The sequence below is a fragment of the Actinoalloteichus caeruleus genome (genome assembly GCF_049311605.1).
Lineage (GTDB): Bacteria > Actinomycetota > Actinomycetes > Mycobacteriales > Pseudonocardiaceae > Actinoalloteichus_B > Actinoalloteichus_B caeruleus.
The window spans coordinates 1,794,704-1,812,477 of record NZ_CP186005.1; the positions used below are offsets into that span (position 1 = coordinate 1,794,704).

Consider the following 17,774-nt stretch of genomic DNA (forward strand, 5'->3'; position numbering starts at 1 on the left):
GAGACGTCCCGTGGCGTGTGTCGGGGCCTCCTGCCTCGTCCACCTGGTGGTCCCCTCCTCGGTGATGGCGGTGATCCGGTGCCCGGCGGTGGGCGCCGGACCGTGCCGCACCGCCGCGCCGGGCAGGTGCGGCACCCTTCCCTGATTCAAGATCATCTCATTTGGTGCCCGGGCCGCCGTCCGGCGGGATCCCCTTCGGACAAGATCCGTACCCTGGGTAACAACCGTCCGGAGGCGAGCGGTACGTTGTGCCGCCACGCCAGTTTGTTGGCGGTGTCCGGGCCAAATCGCCTGGATATGCCGTACCCGTGTTGTGCCGCGTCACGCGCGGTCGGTACGGTCGCGGCACCGATTCAGAGGAACCCACACCACGGAGGAGATCGTGGCCCTTCCCCAGCTGACCGAGGAGCAGCGGGCCGCAGCGTTGGAGAAAGCGGCTGCTGCCCGCCGTGCCCGGGCGGAGCTCAAGGAGCGCCTCAAGCGCGGTGGCACCAACCTGAAGGAGGTGCTGACCGCCGCGGACGAGAACGAGGTCCTGGGCAAGATGAAGGTGTCCGCCCTGCTGGAAGCCCTGCCCGGTGTCGGCAAGGTCCGGGCGCAGCAGATCATGGAACGCTTGGAAATCGCCCCCAGTCGTCGTCTCCGCGGACTTGGCGACCGTCAGCGCAAGGCGCTGCTCGCCGAGTTCAGCGCGGAGTGAGAAGTCCTGATCAGAGGGGTCGGCTGGTCGTCCTGGCCGGCCCCTCGGGCGTAGGCAAGAGCAGTGTGGTCGGCAGGCTTCGCGAGCTGCTGCCCGACCTGTGGTTCAGCGTCTCGGCCACCACCCGCCAGCCCAGGCCGGGCGAGGTGGACGGCCGGGACTACCACTTCGTCGGCCCCGACAGGTTCGACGAGATGATCGAGCACGGCGACCTGCTCGAGTGGGCCGAGATCCACGGCGGTACCCACCGCTCCGGCACCCCCAGGCAACCGGTCGAGGACCGGGTGGCCAGCGGCCGGCCGGCGCTCGTGGAGCTCGACCTCCAGGGCGCCAGGAGCCTGCGCGCGGTGCTCCCCGAGGCCCTGCTGGTCTTCGTCGCGCCGCCCAGCTGGGAGGTCCTGGTGGAACGGCTCGTCGGCCGGGGCACCGAGAGCCCGGAGGTCGTGGAGCGCCGGCTGGCGACGGCCCGCGCCGAGCTCGCGGCCCGTTCCGAGTTCGACGTGGTCGTGGTGAACGAGGACGTGAACAGCGCCGCCGAGCGGTTGCTAGCCTTGTTGACCGGGCCTGACCCGAGAGCAGGACACCGGAACACGGCGGACGCCTCGGACCACGGCCCCTGACAGACGTCCGCGCACCGGCCGCCACGGGCGACCGGCCGGCCCCGCGACCGTGGCACCGGCCCGGAGCACGCATGGCCGTCTAGAATCGGACCACACCGTCGACAGCAGGAGCGCACACGTGATCACCCCCACCGAACTGGGCACTCTCGGTGCCCCGTCGAGCACCAACCTGGAGGGCATCACCAACCCTCCGATCGACGACCTGCTCGGCCAGGTCAGCTCGAAGTACGCCCTGGTGATCTACTCCGCCAAGCGCGCGCGCCAGATCAACGACTACTACGCCCAGCTCGGCGAGGGCCTGCTGGAGTACGTCGGTCCGCTGGTGGAGCCCGGCCCCAGGGAGAAGCCCCTGTCGATCGCCCTGCGCGAGATCCACAGCGGCCTGCTCGAGCACACCGAAGGCGAGTGACCCCGAACCCGGCAGCCGCCCACGACATCGTTCTCGGTGTGGGCGGCGGTATCGCCGCGTACAAGGCCTGCGAGGTCTCCCGGCGGCTCACCGAGGCGGGGAACCGGGTTCGGATCGTGCCCACCGCCTCGGCGCTGCGGTTCGTGGGAGCGGCCACCTTCGAGGCCCTGTCCGGGCAACCCGTCCGGTCCGACGTCTTCGCGGACGTGCCCGAGGTGCCGCACGTGCGGCTGGGCCGTCAGGCTGAGCTGGTGCTGGTGGCCCCCGCCACGGCTGACCTGTTGGCCAGGGCCGCGCACGGTCTCGCGGACGACCTGTTGACCAACACCCTGCTGACGGCCCGGTGCCCGGTGCTGATGGCGCCCGCCATGCACACCGAGATGTGGGAGCACCCGGCGACCAGGGACAACGTGGCCCTCCTCCGCCGCAGGGGCGTCGTCGTCCTGGAACCCGCCTCCGGGCGGCTCACGGGCTCCGACACCGGCAAGGGGCGCCTGCCCGACCCCGAGGAGATCGTCGAGCTCGCGGAGCTGCTGCTCGACCGCGCGGACGCGCTGCCCCGCGACCTGGTCGGTCGTCGGGTCGTGGTCTCCGCCGGCGGCACCCGCGAGCCCCTCGACCCGGTGCGGTTCCTCGGCAACCGGTCCTCCGGTCGGCAGGGGCACGCCCTGGCCAGGGTCGCCGCGCAGCGGGGCGCCGACGTCACGCTGGTGGCGGCGAACACCACGGACCTCCCCGTGCCCTCGGGGGTGCGCGTCGAGCGGGTGCGCACCGCCGCGGAGCTCCGCGAGGCCATGCACCAGGCAGCGCCGGAGGCCGACATCCTGGTGATGGCCGCCGCCGTCGCCGACTTCCGGCCCGAGTCGACCGCGCCGTCCAAGATCAAGAAGACGGGGAGCGACCCGGAACCGGTCCGCCTCGTCCGCAACCCCGACATCCTCACCGAGCTGGTGGAGCGGCGGCGCCCCGGTCAGCTGGTGGTGGGCTTCGCCGCGGAGACCGGTGACGGGACCGGTGACCCGCTGCACCACGGGCGGGCGAAGCTGGCCAGGAAGGGCGTCGACTTCCTGCTCGTCAACGTCGTCGGGGACGGGCTGGCCTTCGAGGTCCCGGTCAACTCCGGCTGGTTGTTGGGCGGCGACGGCTCCGAACGGCGGATCCCCGTGGGCAGTAAGAACCTGCTGGCGTCCACACTCTGGGACGCGGTGGCACGTGCCACCGCCGGACGAGATCGAGGCGAGGGCTCAACGCTAGCCTGAATCCACGTGCGTTCCCGTGTCGGTTACGGACAGGATCAGCATGCGGCGCCTCGGACGGTCCGGGCAGGGAGAACAGATGGAGAGTCACGTGAGCGAGCAAGGGCGCAGATTGTTCACCTCGGAGTCGGTGACCGAGGGACATCCGGACAAGATCTGCGATGCGATCAGCGACTCGGTGTTGGACGCCCTGCTCTCCAAGGACCCGCGCTCGCGGGTCGCGGTGGAGACGCTGGTGACGACCGGCCAGGTCCACGTGGCCGGTGAGGTCACGACCGAGGCCTACGCCGACATCCCCACCATCGTCCGTGACGTCATCCTCGACATCGGGTACGACTCCTCCGCGAAGGGCTTCGACGGGAACTCCTGCGGGGTGAACGTCGCGATCGGAGCGCAGTCCCCCGACATCGCGCAGGGCGTGGACACCGCGTTCGAGTCCCGGGTCGGCGGGGCCGAGGACGAGATCGACCGCCAGGGCGCCGGCGACCAGGGGTTGATGTTCGGCTTCGCCTGCACCGACACCCCCGAGCTGATGCCGCTGCCGATCGCCCTGGCCCACCGGCTGTCGCGCCGGCTCACCAGGGTCCGCAAGGACGGCGTGCTGCCCTACCTGCGGCCGGACGGCAAGACGCAGGTCACCATCGAGTACGCCGGCGACCAGCCGGTGCGGTTGGACACCGTCGTGGTCTCCTCGCAGCACGCGGCGGACATCGACCTGGAGCGGATGCTCGCCGTCGACATCCGCGAGCAGGTGATGGCCCCGGAGATCGCCGACATCGGCCTGGACACCAGCGACGTCCGCCTGCTGGTCAACCCGACCGGCCGTTTCGTGCTGGGCGGCCCGATGGGCGACGCCGGGCTGACCGGACGCAAGATCATCGTCGACACCTACGGCGGGATGGCCCGGCACGGCGGTGGCGCCTTCTCCGGCAAGGACCCGTCGAAGGTCGACCGATCCGCGGCCTACGCGATGCGGTGGGTGGCGAAGAACGTCGTCGCCGCCGGGCTCGCGACCCGCGTCGAGGTGCAGGTCGCCTACGCGATCGGCAAGGCGGCCCCGGTGGGCCTGTTCGTGGAGACCTTCGGCACCGAGACGGTGGACCCGCTGAAGATCCAGGCTGCCATCAACGAGGTCTTCGACCTGCGACCGGCGGCGATCATCCGGGACCTGAACCTGCTGCGCCCGATCTACGCGCCGACCGCCGCCTACGGGCACTTCGGGCGGGCCGACCTCGACCTGCCCTGGGAGCGCGCGGACCGGGTGGACGCGCTGCGGGCCAGCGCGGGCGCCTGACCCGCACCCACCCCCATCCCCCGTCGGGGCGTCGCCATCCCCGGTACCGGCCGCCGGACCGGGCCGCCCCCGGCCCCGTGGCGCACCTCGGGCGGCGGGTCTCCACCCGCCGCCCGCTCGCCCCTGCCGGAAGCTCCCCGATCAGTGCTCCCGGGGGTCGGAGGGCCGCTCCTCCGGCGGCTGGAGGGCGTGGGCGGCCCGTTCGGACGGTGCCGGCGCGTCCTCCGCCGGGCCGTGACCGCCGCCGGTGTGCGCCTCCAGCCGCATCCGCTCGATCATGTGCGGGTAGTGCAGCTCGAACGCCGGCCGTTCCGAACGGATCCTGGGCAGTTCCAGGAAGTTGTGCCGGGGCGGGGGAGAGCTCGTCGCCCATTCCAGCGAGTTGCCGAAGCCCCAGGGGTCGTCCACGGTCACCGGCTGCCCGAAGCGGTAGCTCTTCACCGCGTTCCACAGGAACGCCAGCGTCGACGCGCCCAGCAGGAACGAGAACACGGTGGACAGGGTGTTCAGCGTGGTGAACCCGTCACTGGGCAGGTAGTCCGCGTAGCGGCGGGGCATCCCCTCCACCCCGAGCCAGTGCTGGACGAGGAAGGTCCCGTGGAAGCCGATGAAGGTCGTCCAGAAGTGGAGCTTGGCCAGCCGTTCGTCCAGCATCCGGCCGGTCATCTTGGGGAACCAGAAGTAGATGCCGGCGAAGACCGCGAACACGATGGTGCCGAACAGCACGTAGTGGAAGTGGGCGACCACGAAGTACGTGTCCGAGACGTGGAAGTCGACCGGCGGTGAGGCGAGCAGCACCCCGGACAGGCCGCCCAGCAGGAAGGTCACCAGGAAGCCCACGCTGAAGAGCATCGGGGACTCGAAGGTCAGTTGACCCCGCCACATCGTGCCGATCCAGTTGAAGAACTTCACCCCCGTCGGCACCGCGATGAGGAACGAGGTGAAGGCGAAGAACGGCAGCAGCACCGCCCCGGTGGCGAACATGTGGTGCGCCCACACGGTGACCGAGAGCCCGGTGATGGCCAGGGTGGCGAAGACGAGGCCCTTGTAGCCGAAGAGCGGTTTTCGGCTGAACACCGGGATGACCTCGCTGACGATGCCGAAGAACGGCAGCGCCACGATGTAGACCTCGGGGTGGCCGAAGAACCAGAACAGGTGTTGCCAGAGGATCGCGCCCCCGGTGGCGGGGTCGAAGACGTTTCCGCCGAGGTGCCGGTCGACCATCATGCCGAACAGCGCCGCCGTCAGGATCGGGAACGCCATCAGGACCAGGACGCTGGTCAACAACATGTTCCAGGTGAAGATGGGCATCCGGAACATCGTCATCCCCGGGCCGCGCAGGCAGATGATCGTGGTGATCACGTTCATCGCGGCCAGGATGGTGCCGAGGCCGGAGACGATCAGGCCGCTCACCCACAGGTCCCCGCCCAGCCCTGGCGAGTGCTCGGCGTTGTGCAGCGGGGCGTAGGCGAACCAGCCGAAGTCGGCGGCCCCGCCGGGGGTGAGGAACCCGGCGGTCGCGATCGCGCCGCCGAAGAGGAAAAGCCAGTACGAGAAGGCGTTCAACCGGGGGAACGCGACGTCCGGGGCGCCGATCTGGAGCGGCATGACGTAGTTGGCGAAACCGAAGGCGATGGGGGTGGCGAACAGCAGCAGCATGATCGTGCCGTGCATGGTGAAGAGCTGGTTGTACTGTTCGTTGGAGAGGAACTGGAGCCCCGGCTGGGCGAGTTCGGCGCGCATCAGCAGCGCCAGGACGCCACCCACCAGGAAGAACATCATCGCCGTGACCAGGTAGAGCAGCCCGATCCGTTTGTGGTCGGTGGTGCGCAGGTAGACGGTGAAGGACGAACCCCTCGGCTGCGGCGGGTGGCTTACCTCAATGATCGTGGGCGTGGGCCGAGTCGCCGAGGTCGTCATCGCGCGTTGTCCACCTGTCTGTCCGGCGGTAGGTGTCACGTTCCGGGGCAGCGTAGAAGCGGGTATTCGGCAGGCAAAATCAATGTCGCCCGTCAGAGTTGTTTTCTGTTGGAGTGGGTGAACCAACTTGACGGAAGTCGCGGGAGGAATCACAAATAAGGGTTTGGCATCGTTCGGCGGGGTGGGGGCTCAGGGCCGGTCCGCCGTCGGCCGCGCCGGTCCCCTCCCGGCCCGGCGGCGGTTGACCACCACCCGGGCCGGACCGGCCCGCTCCCCCGGGTGGCCCCCGGCGGCACCACCGGCACCCCGGGTCGGTGAGGTCTGGTAAACCCGGCGGTATGGCAGGGAGGGACCCGGGTCGACGGGGTGAGCGGAGGCCGGCGGAACGCCTGCCGATCGCCAGGGTCTGCGTCGACCTGTCCAACCCGCACCTGAACCACGCCTTCGACTACCTCGTGCCGGCCGACCTCGACGAGGACGCCGCACCGGGCGTCCGGGTCCGCGTGCGGTTCGCCGGGCAGCACCTCGACGGTTTCCTGCTGGAGCGGGTCGAGCGCAGCGAGGTCCCCCCGGCCAGGCTGGTGTGGCTGGAGCGGGTGGTGTCCCCCGAACCGGTGTTCGACCGGGAGATGGCGGAGCTCACCAGGACGTTGGCCGACCGCTACGCCGGATCGCACTACGACCTGCTCCGGCTGGCGGTGCCTCCCCGTCACGCCAGGGTGGAGCGGGAACCGGTCGGGGAGCCGGCCCCCGACCCCGCACCGCCACCGGGGGAGGCATGGGACCGCTACCCCCTGGGTGGCGCGTTCCTGGAGGCGGTGCGCGGGGGGCGCCCGGCGCGCGCGGTCTGGCAGGCCATGCCGGGGGAGGACTGGCCCGCGCGTCTCGCCGAACTCGCCGCGGCCGCCGCGTCCACCGGTCGAGGGGCCCTGCTGGTGGTCCCCGACTACCGCGACCTGCGCCGGGTGGGGCAGGCCTGCGCCTCGTTGATGGGGCCGGACGTGGTGGCGACCCTGTCCGCTGACCTCGGGCCGGCCAAGCGCTACCGGCAGTGGCTCCGGGTGTCGCGCGGTCAGGCCCGGGTCGTGGTGGGCACCAGGGCGGCGGCGCTCGCCCCGGTGCGTGATCCGGGGCTGGTGGCGATCTGGGACGACGGGGACGAGGAGCACGCCTTCCCCCGGGTCCCCTACCCCCACGTGCGGGAGATCCTCACGACGCGGGCGCGGGTCGCCGGGTCGTCCCTGCTCGTCGGTGCCTTCACCCGCTCCGTGGAGGCCCAGCTGTTCGTCGAGAGCGGGTGGGCGCGGGAGATCGCGCCCACCCGGGAGCAGGTCCGGGTGGCCGCGCCCAGGGTGGACGCGGCCGGGGACGAGACGCAGCTGGCCCGGGACCCGGCTGCCAGGTCGGCGCGGCTGCCGGGGATCGCCTTCGAGGCGGCGCGGGCGGCGCTGTCCTCGGGAGCACCTGTCCTGGTGCAGGTGCCGAGGCGCGGTTACGTGCCGGCGTTGGCCTGCGCGAGCTGCCGGGCCCCGGCCCGGTGCCGGCGGTGCGCCGGGCCGTTGGCGCTGCCGGCGGGGGATGACGGCACGCCGCTGCCCCCGGCCTGCCGGTGGTGCGGCAGCCCGGAGGCGGGTTTCCGGTGCGCCCAGTGCGGCTCCCGCCGCCTGCGGGCCACCGTCGTCGGCGCGCGGCGGACGGCGGAGGAGCTCGGCCGGGCCTTCCCGGGGGCGGTGGTGCGCACCTCCGGGGGGGAGGAGGTGCTGCACGACGTCCCCGCCGGGCCCGCGCTGGTGGTGTGCACCCCGGGCGCCGAACCCGTCGTTCCCGGTGGGTACGGCGCCGCGCTGCTGCTGGACGGGTGGGCGCTCCTGGGACGGCCGAACCTCCGGGCGGCCGAGGAGGCGTTGCGCCGCTGGTTCACCGCCGCGGCCCTGGTGCGACCGGCCGGCGAGGGCGGTCGGGTGGTGGTGGTCGCGGACCCCGGGTTGTCCCCGGTGCGGGCGTTGGTCCGGTGGGCGCCCGCCTGGCACGCCTCACGGGAGCTGGCGGAGCGGCGGGAACTCGGCTTCCCCCCGACGGTGCGGATGTGCGCGTTGGACGGTGGTCCCGCCGCGCTCGCCGAGATGCTCGACACCCTCACCCTCCCCCCGACGGCCGAGGTGCTCGGCCCGGTCCCCGTGGAGCCCCGGGGCGCGCCGGGGCCGGGAGCCGGTGGTGGCGACGACGCGGGCGGGCCGAGGGAGCGGGTGTTGCTGCGGGTGCCGGTCGAGCACGGACGGGAGCTGGTGGCGGCGGTGGCGGCGGCGACGGCCGTGCGGTCCGCCCGGAAGGACACCGAGGTGGTCCGGGTGCGGGTGGATCCGCCCGACCCGCTCTGAAGGGCGGCGCGGCCGAACGGCGGGCGACGTCGGCCCGGGTCGGGGCCGCGAACCCCGGGAGGCGCGGGCGGGACGGCGTGCGCGCGCCCCGCCGACCCGACCGGTCGGCGGGGCGGCAGCCGCCAACTGACCCACCGCCCGGGCGATCCGAGCGCCACCAAGCCCGCCACGGCTCCCCACCAGAGGCCGACGGACCGCGTCCGGCGCCGGCCCGCGCGCGACCTCGTGGGTCAGAGCTTCCGGAGGAGGGCGCAGAACATCGCGTCCGTGCCGTGCCGGTGCGGCCACAGCTGGACGTGCGGCCCGTCGCCCAGCTGGTCGACCCCGGGGAACGCGGGACGGGCGTCGAGCTGTTCCACCCCGCCGCCGCGCAGCACGTCGTCCACCGTCTCCACGGTCTCCCGCAGGTGGGGCGAGCAGACGACGTAGGCGACCACCCCGCCCGGTCGGACCAGGCCCAGGGCGGAGGCCAGCAGTTCCCGTTGGAGCCGGGCCAACGCCGCGAGGTCCGAGGGTTGGCGACGCCACCGGGCCTCCGGGCGGCGGCGGAGCGCTCCCAGCCCGGTGCACGGCGCGTCGACCAGGACCCGGTCGTAGGAGCCGGCCGGCAGCTCCGGCGCGCGACCGTCGGCCTCGTGGACCGTGACCGGCAGGTCGCCCGTCACCCCGCGTACCAGGGCGGCGCGGTGCGCGGACGGTTCCACGGCGTCCAGGGTGCCCCCGTCCAGCCCGACCAACGCGCCCAACAGGGTCGCCTTGCCGCCCGGCCCGGCGCACAGGTCCAGCCACCGCTGGTCCGACCCGGTCAGCGGGGCCCTGGTCAGCGCCAGTGCCGCGAGCTGGCTGCCCTCGTCCTGCACCGCCGCGAGCTGTTCCCGCAGCGGCTCCAGGTCGGCCGGGTCCCCGGCACCGGGGTCGAGCCGCACCGCGTAGGGCGAGTAGGGGGCGACGTCGCCGCCGGTCATCGCGGCGAGTTCGTCGGCGCTGACCTCACCGGGGCGGGCGACCAGGTGCACGGCCGGCCGGGCGTCGTCGGCAGCCAGGGCCTCCCGCAGTTCCTCGCCGGTGTCGCCGAGCGCGTCGGCGAAGGCCTGCGCGATCCACCGGGGGTGGGCGTGGCGGAAGGCCAGGTTCCCCACCGCGTCGCGAGCGGGGTCCGGAGCCAACCGGTCCACCCAGCCCGCCTCGTCGTGCTCCAGCACCCGCCGCAGCACCGCGTTGACGAACCCGGCTGCGAAGGACCCGACGGCGGCCCTGGCCAGGTCCACGGTGGTGGACACCGCGGCGTGCTCGGGAACCCGGGTGCGCAACAGCTGGTACGCGCCCAGCCGCAGGACGTCCTGGAGCGGGCCGTCGACCTTGTCGAAGGGCCGGTCGCTGCACTCGTCGAGGATGGCGTCGAGCAGGCCCCTGGCCCGGCAGGTGCCGTAGGCGAGTTCGGTGGCCAGGGCCGCGTCCCGGCCGGAGATCCGCCGTTCCCGCAGCAGCCCGGGCAGCACCAGGTTGGCGTAGGCGTCGCGTTCGCGGACCGCCGCCACCGTGTCCAGGGCGGCCTGCCTGGCGGCGTCCTCCACCGGGGGTCGGGCCGGTCCCTTCCTGCCCCGGGGCGGCCGGGACCTGTCGTTCGGTCGGGGCCTGCGTCGGCCGTGTCGGTCGGGGTTGCTCACGCCAGTTCCTCTCCTGCCTCGACTCGGGCGCCGCGCGCCCAGTCGACGGCGGCCATCCGCTTCTTCCCCGGTGCCTGGACCTCGCCGAGGACCACCGGGTCGGTCGCCGTGCCCACCAGCACCCGCCGGCGTTCCACGACGATCCGGCCCGGGGGCGGTCGGTCGTCGACCACGACCGGCAGCACCGGGCCCAGTTTCAACCGTTCGCCCCGGAACTCCGCCCAGGCACCGGGGTCCGGTGTGACGGCCCGCACCAGGCGGTCGACCGCGAGGGCCGGCCTGGTCAGGTCGACCCTGGCGTCGGCCACCTCGATCTTGGGGGCGTAGCTGACGCCCTCCGCCGGCTGGTCCCGGGCCCGCAGCGAGCCGTCCTCGATGCCGTCGAGCGTGGCGAGGAGCAGGTCGGCCCCGGACACCGCGAGCCTGTCCAGCAGGTCCCCCGCCGTGTCCCGCCGGTCGATCCGTTCGGTCACCACCCCGTACACCGGGCCGGCGTCGAGCTCACGCACCAGGCGGAACGTGGACGCACCGGTGTGGTCCTCCCCGGCCCGCACCGCGGCGGGCACCGGGGCGGCACCACGGTACGCGGGCAGCAGCGAGAAGTGCAGGTTCACCCAGCCGTGGCGGGGGATGTCGAGCGTGGCCTGCGGGAGCAGCGCCCCGTAGGCGACGACCGGGCAGCAGTCCGGCGCCAGGTCGGTGAGGGTGGCCCGGAACTCGGGGTCGCCGGCCCTGGCGGGGGAGAGGACCTCCACGCCGTGGTCGGCCGCGAGTTCCGCGACCGGGGAGCGCAGCACGCGGCGGCCCCGGCCGGCGCGGGCGTCGGGGCGGGTGACGACCGCCGCCACCTCGTGCCGTGGGGAGGCGAGCAGCGCGCGCAGCGAGGGCAGCGCGACCTCCGGGGTTCCGGCGAAGACGAGTCGCACGAGTCAGCGGCCCCTTCCGGGAGACGGGTTCGGGTTGTCGTCGGGGGTGGAGCGGCCGTGACCGAACCAGTCGGCCGTCCGGATCCGCTCCAGGGCGTCCTGCCGGGTGTCGGAGGAGACCCGGTCGAGGTAGAGCACCCCGTTGAGGTGGTCGGTCTCGTGTTGCAGGCAGCGGGACAGCAGTTCACCGCCCCGCACCTCCACGGGCTCCCCGCGCATGTTCCAGCCACGGGCCAGGACGGAGCGGTGGCGGCGGCAGGAGGTGGTCAGGTCGGGGATGGACAGGCACCCCTCCCCGGCCTCCCGGACCTCGTCGCCCAGCACCTCCAGGGTGGGGTTGACGAGGTGACCGGCGGCGCCGTCGCAGTGGTAGGTGAACACCCGTAGGCCCACCCCGATCTGGGGTGCGGCCAGGCCGGCGCCCCGGTGGGCCTCCATCGTGTCCCACAGGGCGCGCACCAGTCGGCGGAGGTCGTCGTCGAACGCCGTGACCTCGACGGCGGGTGCGCGGAGCACGGGGTCCCCGAAGAGCCGGAGGGGCTGGGCGGTCACGGGTTGCTCCTCCCCTCACGGGCGCGGGTCGCCTCCTGACGGGGACGGGCCCGAGAGTCTAGCGAGGCACCGGCGTCACCCGTGGTGTCGGGAGCGGTGGCCCGGCGTCGGGGCGCGGGGAGCGGTGGCCGGTGCTCAGGCGCGCGCCACCCGGTCCTCCGCGTCGGTGGGGTCCTCCTCGGGGGCGGGGTCGTCCTGGCTGCGGTCGACGCGCCAGTAGCCGGTGAAGGCGATGGACCGCCGGTCGACACCGCGTTCGCCGACCAGGTGGCGGCGCACCGCCCGGACGGTCGACGCCTCGCCGGCGATCCAGGGAGCCACCCGACCGGGCGGGAACGTGGCCGCGCGCACGGCGTCGAGCAACGCCGCGCCGTGCGCCCCGGGGCGGCGGCCGATCCAGCGCAGGTCGACGTCTCCGGCGCTGTCGATGACCTGGCGCTCGGCCGGGTCGGCGAGCTCGACGAAGGCGACCGCCCGGTCGCCGGGCGACAGCCTCTCCAGGATCGCCGCGATGGCGGGCAGCGCGGTCTCGTCCCCCACGAGGAGCTGCCAGTCGTGCTCCACCGCCGTCCGGCGGTGGCTGGGCGCGGGGCCCACCATCCCCACCAGGTCACCGATCCGGGCGGACGCCGCCCAGGTGCCGGCCGGGCCGTCGTGGTCGTGGAGCACGAAGTCGATGTCGATGCGGCCGGCACGCGGGTCGTGGCGGCGGACCGTGTAGGCGCGCATCCACGGTCGTTCCGCGTCCGGCATCGCCAGGTACGCCTGGTACCAGCGCAGGGCGTCGCCGTCCTCCGGCATCGGCGGCGGGGCGGGGACGGCCTGGCCGGGCTTGGCGAAGAAGAGCTTCACCTGCTGGTCGGGAGCGACATCGCGGAAACCGTCGAGGTCCCCGCCGAAGCTGATGCGCGCCAGGCGGGGGGTGATCCGCCGGACGGCGGTGACGCGCAGCAAGGAGAACCCCATCGGCAGGCTCATCTCGGCCCCCTGTGACCAGTCCACCGCGAGCGGGACGAGATCACCCTATGCGCTGGCGGGACCGCGGTCCACGCCTCGTGACCACCGTGATCCTCCCGTCATGCGGGGTGTCTCCCCGCCCCCACCGGCGCCACCGCTGCCGCCACCGCTGGCGGTTCCGCGATTCGCGCCGCCGGCCGGTCGTCCGGGGGGAGGCGGGGCCAGCCGCTCCGACCCCCTCGGTCCGCCGGCCGGGTTCGGGGCGGATGGCGCTGGTGCGTGCCGTGCGGCCCGCCGGTCGTGCTCAGCGGGTCGCCTCGGGAGTGCGGTGGGGCGGCGACCAGCGGTGAGCGAGGTCGCGCCGTGACACGGTGCCGCCGCGCGCCTGGTGTCAGCGCACGCCGCGCGGACGGTGTCCCGCCCCATGCCACTCGTCGCCGGCGTCGCGGGCGGCGTGGTGTCGTGCTCCCCAGGGGAGTCCCGGGAGCGGGCTGGCATGGGCGGGCGCGTCCGGCGGGAGCCCGGTGGCGGGGGACACCGCCGGGCCGGCGGTGGGTGGGGCGGCTCGTGCGCGGCCGAGCGCTCCGCTGGCGGGCCAGCCCAGGCCGGGACGCTTCGGTCCCACCTCGATACGGTGGGGGTCCAGGGCGGTGCGGACGGGTCGACGGCCGCGAGGCCGTGGCACAGTGGCGCGATGACGCCCGCCGCGCCCGACCTGACCACCCCGCTGCCCCTCGACGGCGGGCTGGCCACCGAACTGGAACGTGCCGGTCTCGACCTGTCCGGTGGGCTGTGGTCGGCGCGGGTGCTGGCCGAACGCCCCGACGCCGTGGCCCGCGCCCACCTCGCCTTCTACCTGGCGGGCGCGCGGGTCGCCACGACGGCCACCTACCAGGCGAGCTTCCCGGGCCTGGCCGCCTGCGGCGTGGACCGCCGCGACGCCGAAGGGGTGCTCCGGCGTGGGGTGGCGGTAGCCAGGGACGCGGCCGACCGGGCGGTGGGCCGGGGGGTCCCCCCGGGACTGCTGGTGGCGGCCTCGGTCGGCCCGTACGGGGCCTACCTGGCCGACGGGTCCGAGTACCGGGGGCGGTACGGCGTCAGCCGCGCGTCGCTCCGCGAGTTCCACCGGCCCCGGCTGGCCGTTCTCGCCGAGGCGGGAGCCGACCTCCTGGCCTGCGAGACGGTGCCAGACGTCGAGGAGGCCGAGGTGCTCCTCGACGAGCTGGCCGCCCTCGGCGGACCGCCGGCCTGGCTCTCCTACACCGTCCGGGACGGCCGCACCTCGGCTGGTCAGGACCTCCACGAGGCCTTCGCGTTGGTGCGGGAGCGGCCCGAGGTGCTGGCGGTGGGGGTGAACTGCGTCTCGCCCGTGGGGCTCGCCGAGGTCGTGCGGCTGGCCGCGAGCGCCAGCGGCAAGCCGGTGGTGGCCTACCCGAACAGCGGCGAGGAGTGGGACGCGGGGTCGGCGAGCTGGCGTGGTCCCGCCGTGTTCGACGCCGGCGAGGTGCGGTCCTGGGTGGCGGCCGGTGCCCGCCTCGTCGGGGGATGTTGTCGGGTGGGGCCGGCCGGTGTCGCGAAGGTGGCGGCGGCACTGGCCGGCCCGGCGGGCCACCGGCCCTGAGCCGGGGGCGTCGGAGGCGTTCCGCCGCGTGGTCCACCCGGGGAGCGCCGTGCCCGGCGGCTCCTTCCCGTCGGTCCGGGGTCGTCGGAGCGCCGTGGCCGGCGGCCTCCCACCGTTGCCCGGGGCGCCTGGGCGCGCCCCGCCGGTCGGCCCGCTCCTAGACTGCCCCCGTGTCCTCCGAGCTCATGATCGCGCCCTCCATCCTCTCCGCCGACTTCGCCCGCCTCGCCGAGGAGGCCGCCGCCGTGGCTCCGAGCGCCGACCGGCGAGGCGCGGACTGGCTGCACGTGGACGTGATGGACGCGCACTTCGTGCCCAATCTGACCCTCGGCCTGCCGGTCGTCACCTCGCTGCGCGCGGCCACGGACATCCCGCTGGACTGCCACCTGATGATCTCCGACCCGGACCGCTGGGCGGTCGGCTACGCGGAGGCCGGTGCCCACAACGTCACGGTGCACGTGGAGGCGGCCACCGACCCGATCGGCGTGGCCAGGGACATCCGGGCCGCCGGCGCCCTCGCCGGCCTGTCCCTCAAGCCGGGAACCCCGCTGGAGCCGTACCTGGACGTGCTGCGGCACTACGACACGCTGTTGGTGATGTCGGTCGAGCCCGGTTTCGGCGGGCAGGCGTTCATGCCGGAGGTCCTGGACAAGGTGCGCCAGGTCCGCCGGCTGGTGGACACCGGGCACCTCAACGTGCTGGTCGAGATCGACGGCGGCATCAGCGCCGACACCATCGAGGCGGCGGCCGAGGCCGGGGTGGACTGCTTCGTGGCGGGGTCGGCCGTGTACGGGGCGGAGGACCCCGGGGCGGCGGTGGAGGCGCTGCGGGACCGGGCCCGCTCGGCGGCCCCCGACCGGGGCTGAGCGGCCGGGAACCCTGGGTCGACGCTGGTCAACCGGTCGGCCGGCCAGGATCACCCCCACCGATCACGCCTGGTCAGCGGCCGGTGCCGTGTGTGAGGCCCGTCAACTGGTCAACCCGATCCTGTCCGCGCGCCGTGTCCAGTGGGAGAGTAGAGGTGTCGGACGGGGTGAGCCCTCGGTCGGGCTCGTGAGGAGGCAGCACGCATCGTGTTCACCGGAATAGTCGAGGAGCTGGGTGAGGTGCGGTCGTTCGACGCGCTGCCCGACGCCTCCCGACTCACGATCCACGGCCCGCTGGTGGCCTCCGACGCGCGGCACGGTGACTCGATCGCCGTGAACGGGGTGTGCCTGACGGTGGTGGAGACCGACGGTGCCCACTTCACCGCCGACGTGATGGCCGAGACCCTGCGCCGGAGCAACCTGGCGAAGGTCACCGCCGGTGATCCGGTGAACCTGGAGCGCGCCGTCGCCGTCGGCGCCCGGATGGGCGGCCACATCGTGCAGGGCCACGTCGACGGCACCGGGCGGGTGACCTCCCGGGAGCGTTCCGCTCACTGGGAGGTGGTCCACGTCGCCCTGGACGCGGACCTGGGGCGCTACCTCGTGGAGAAGGGCTCGATCACCGTCGACGGGGTGTCCCTCACCGTGATGGGCGTCGACGAGCGGGGTTTCACGGTCAGCCTCATCCCGACGACCCTCGAACTCACGACCCTCGGCCGACGGCAGCCGGGTGACGTGGTGAACCTGGAGGTGGACGTCCTGGCCAAGTACGTGGAGAAGCTGGCGGCCAGCCATCTCGGCGTGACCCCCGCTCCGACGACGACCGAGGTGAGCCGATGACGACGGTGGAGAGCAGGACGGAACTGGAGGCGACCGTCGAGCGGGCGCTCCGCGACATCGCCGACGGCCGCCCCGTCGTGGTGGTCGACGACGAGGACCGGGAGAACGAGGGCGACCTGATCTTCGCCGCCGAGCGGGCCACGCCCGAGCTGATGGCGTTCATGGTCCGGCACACCTCGGGCTACGTGTGCGTCGGCCTGCCCGCCGAGGAGTGCGACCGGCTCGACCTCCCGCCGATGTACCACGTCAACCAGGACCGGCGCGGCACCGCGTACACGGTCACGGTGGACGCCAGGGAGGGGGTCGGCACCGGGATCTCGGCCGCGGACCGGGCGCTGACGGTCCGGTTGCTGGCCGACCCGGACACCGGGCCGGCGGATCTCAGCCGCCCCGGTCACGTCGTGCCGCTGCGCGCCAAGGACGGGGGCGTGCTCCGCCGCCCCGGCCACACCGAGGCGGCCGTGGACCTGGCGAGGATGGCGGGCGCCCGTCCCGCCGGCGTGCTGTGCGAGATCGTCTCCAGCGAGGTCGACGGGGAGATGGCCCGGCGTCCCGAGCTGGAGCGCTTCGCGGCCGAACACGACCTGGTGCTGCTGTCCATCGCCCAGCTCGTCGCCTACCGCCGCCGCTTCGAGAAGCAGGTGGAGCGGGTGGCCGAGGCCAGGATCCCCACCGCCCACGGCAACTTCCGCGCCTACGGCTACGACAGCGTCATCGACGGTGTCGAGCACATCGCCCTGGTCTACGGCGAGATCGGGGACGGCGAGGACCTGCTGGTGCGGGTGCACTCGGAGTGCCTGACCGGGGACGTCTTCGGGTCCCTGCGCTGCGACTGCGGTCCGCAGCTCGACGCCGCGCTGGCCACCGTGGCCGAGGAGGGCCGAGGCGTGGTCCTCTACATGCGCGGCCACGAGGGCCGGGGCATCGGCCTGATCCACAAGCTCCAGGCCTACCAGCTCCAGGACGACGGTGCCGACACCGTCGACGCCAACCTCGCGCTGGGGATGCCGGCCGACGCCCGCGACTACGGCACCGGCGCCCAGATCCTGTGCGACCTCGGCATCCGGTCGATGCGCCTGCTGACGAACAACCCGGCGAAGCGGGTGGGCCTGGAGGGCTACGGGCTGCGCATCAACGGCAAGGTCGGGCTCCCGGTCCGGCCGAACCCGGAGAACCTGCGGTACCTGCGGACCAAACGGGACCGGATGGGGCACGAGTTGGACGGGCTCGGCGGCGACGCGGACGCCACCGGCGACGGGGGAACGGGAGTGACGGCATGAGCGGCGAGGGATCGCCCGGCCTGCGTCCGGGCGACGCCGCCGGACTGCGGGTCGGCGTCGCGGCCACCCGGTGGCACGCCGAGCTGACCGACACCATGCTGTCGAGGGCGCTCGCGGCGATCGGTGAGTCCGGTGCTCCCGAACCCACCGTGGTCCGTGTCGCCGGCTCGGTGGAGCTGCCGGTGGTGTGCCAGCAGTTGGCCAGGACGCACGACGCGGTGGTCGCCCTCGGGGTGGTCGTGCGGGGCGGGACCCCGCACTTCGAGTACGTGTGCTACGCGGTCACCGCCGGGCTCACCCGGGTCGCGTTGGACGAGGCGACACCGGTGGGCAACGGGGTCCTCACCTGCGACACCGAGGAGCAGGCTGTGGCGCGGGCCGGGTTGCCCGGGTCGTCGGAGGACAAGGGGTACGAGGCGGCGGTGGCGGCGGTGGAGACCGCGTTGACCCTGCGCGCGTTGCGCGGCGGGTCGCCGTCCGCCTGAGGC

General features: G+C 73.9%; 16 protein-coding genes. 11 read left to right on the forward strand and 5 right to left on the reverse strand.

Annotation, left to right across the window (positions count from 1 at the left end; all coding sequences use genetic code 11):
- The first annotated feature begins 382 nt into the window (after positions 1-382).
- The 5 genes from mihF to metK all read left to right on the forward strand — a co-directional run bounded on the left by mihF (position 383) and on the right by metK (position 4,279).
- Complete coding sequence (mihF, locus tag ACOJVX_RS08075; protein ID WP_026418865.1) at positions 383-700, forward strand: integration host factor, actinobacterial type; 318 nt, start codon at positions 383-385, stop codon at positions 698-700.
- Positions 697-1,320, forward strand: a complete 624-nt coding sequence (gmk, locus tag ACOJVX_RS08080) for a guanylate kinase (protein WP_081715434.1) — start codon at positions 697-699, stop codon at positions 1,318-1,320. Before mihF ends, gmk begins: the two co-directional genes overlap by 4 nt.
- 118 nt (positions 1,321-1,438) lie before the next feature.
- Positions 1,439-1,729: a DNA-directed RNA polymerase subunit omega gene (gene rpoZ, locus ACOJVX_RS08085; protein ID WP_051313960.1), complete on the forward strand. Its 291-nt coding sequence runs from the start codon at positions 1,439-1,441 to the stop codon at positions 1,727-1,729.
- Entirely contained in the window at positions 1,726-2,988 is a 1,263-nt protein-coding gene (gene coaBC, locus ACOJVX_RS08090) for a bifunctional phosphopantothenoylcysteine decarboxylase/phosphopantothenate--cysteine ligase CoaBC (protein WP_422647380.1), read from the forward strand. Before rpoZ ends, coaBC begins: the two co-directional genes overlap by 4 nt.
- A gap of 76 nt (positions 2,989-3,064) precedes the next feature.
- Positions 3,065-4,279: a methionine adenosyltransferase gene (gene metK / locus ACOJVX_RS08095; RefSeq protein ID WP_030106301.1), complete on the forward strand. Its 1,215-nt coding sequence runs from the start codon at positions 3,065-3,067 to the stop codon at positions 4,277-4,279.
- A 141-nt stretch (positions 4,280-4,420) separates the two neighbouring features.
- Here metK and ctaD read toward each other — a convergent pair whose 3' ends face one another.
- Positions 4,421-6,199, reverse strand: coding sequence for a cytochrome c oxidase subunit I (gene ctaD, locus ACOJVX_RS08100; protein ID WP_081715433.1), 1,779 nt, complete (start codon positions 6,197-6,199; stop codon positions 4,421-4,423).
- Between the two features lie 338 nt (positions 6,200-6,537).
- Here ctaD and ACOJVX_RS08105 point away from each other — a divergent pair, with 338 nt between their 5' ends.
- On the forward strand, positions 6,538-8,577 hold the full coding sequence (locus ACOJVX_RS08105; RefSeq protein WP_030227718.1) for a primosomal protein N': 2,040 nt from the start codon (positions 6,538-6,540) through the stop codon (positions 8,575-8,577).
- A gap of 230 nt (positions 8,578-8,807) precedes the next feature.
- On the opposite strand, the gene ACOJVX_RS08110 is transcribed toward ACOJVX_RS08105, so the two are convergent.
- From ACOJVX_RS08110 to ACOJVX_RS08125, 4 genes are all read right to left on the reverse strand, one after another.
- Complete coding sequence (locus ACOJVX_RS08110; RefSeq protein WP_026418859.1) at positions 8,808-10,244, reverse strand: RsmB/NOP family class I SAM-dependent RNA methyltransferase; 1,437 nt, start codon at positions 10,242-10,244, stop codon at positions 8,808-8,810.
- The gene (fmt, locus tag ACOJVX_RS08115) at positions 10,241-11,170 is read right to left on the reverse strand and encodes a methionyl-tRNA formyltransferase (RefSeq protein WP_026418858.1); all 930 of its coding nucleotides are present in this window, start codon (positions 11,168-11,170) and stop codon (positions 10,241-10,243) included. The genes ACOJVX_RS08110 and fmt overlap by 4 nt, the downstream gene beginning before the upstream one ends.
- Positions 11,171-11,173: 3 nt before the next feature.
- Positions 11,174-11,722 (reverse strand): peptide deformylase, encoded by a 549-nt coding sequence (gene def / locus ACOJVX_RS08120; RefSeq protein ID WP_103055521.1) that lies wholly within the window; start codon positions 11,720-11,722, stop codon positions 11,174-11,176.
- 135 nt (positions 11,723-11,857) lie between these two features.
- Positions 11,858-12,700 carry a siderophore-interacting protein gene (locus tag ACOJVX_RS08125; RefSeq protein ID WP_026418856.1) on the reverse strand — a complete coding sequence of 281 codons (843 nt, stop codon included), beginning with the start codon at positions 12,698-12,700 and terminating at the stop codon, positions 11,858-11,860.
- A 673-nt stretch (positions 12,701-13,373) separates the two neighbouring features.
- On the opposite strand from ACOJVX_RS08125, the gene mmuM reads away from it, so the two are divergent.
- From mmuM to ribH, 5 genes are all read left to right on the forward strand, one after another.
- Positions 13,374-14,300 carry a homocysteine S-methyltransferase gene (gene mmuM, locus ACOJVX_RS08130; protein ID WP_418152594.1) on the forward strand — a complete coding sequence of 309 codons (927 nt, stop codon included), beginning with the start codon at positions 13,374-13,376 and terminating at the stop codon, positions 14,298-14,300.
- A gap of 185 nt (positions 14,301-14,485) precedes the next feature.
- A complete protein-coding gene (gene rpe / locus ACOJVX_RS08135) occupies positions 14,486-15,166 on the forward strand; it encodes a ribulose-phosphate 3-epimerase (RefSeq protein ID WP_081715453.1) in 681 nt (226 codons plus the stop codon).
- A gap of 207 nt (positions 15,167-15,373) precedes the next feature.
- Positions 15,374-16,006, forward strand: coding sequence for a riboflavin synthase (locus ACOJVX_RS08140; protein ID WP_026418854.1), 633 nt, complete (start codon positions 15,374-15,376; stop codon positions 16,004-16,006).
- Entirely contained in the window at positions 16,003-17,286 is a 1,284-nt protein-coding gene (locus ACOJVX_RS08145) for a bifunctional 3,4-dihydroxy-2-butanone-4-phosphate synthase/GTP cyclohydrolase II (RefSeq protein WP_026418853.1), read from the forward strand. Before ACOJVX_RS08140 ends, ACOJVX_RS08145 begins: the two co-directional genes overlap by 4 nt.
- Positions 17,283-17,771, forward strand: coding sequence for a 6,7-dimethyl-8-ribityllumazine synthase (gene ribH, locus ACOJVX_RS08150; protein ID WP_418152598.1), 489 nt, complete (start codon positions 17,283-17,285; stop codon positions 17,769-17,771). The genes ACOJVX_RS08145 and ribH overlap by 4 nt, the downstream gene beginning before the upstream one ends.
- The last annotated feature ends 3 nt before the right edge of the window (positions 17,772-17,774 follow it).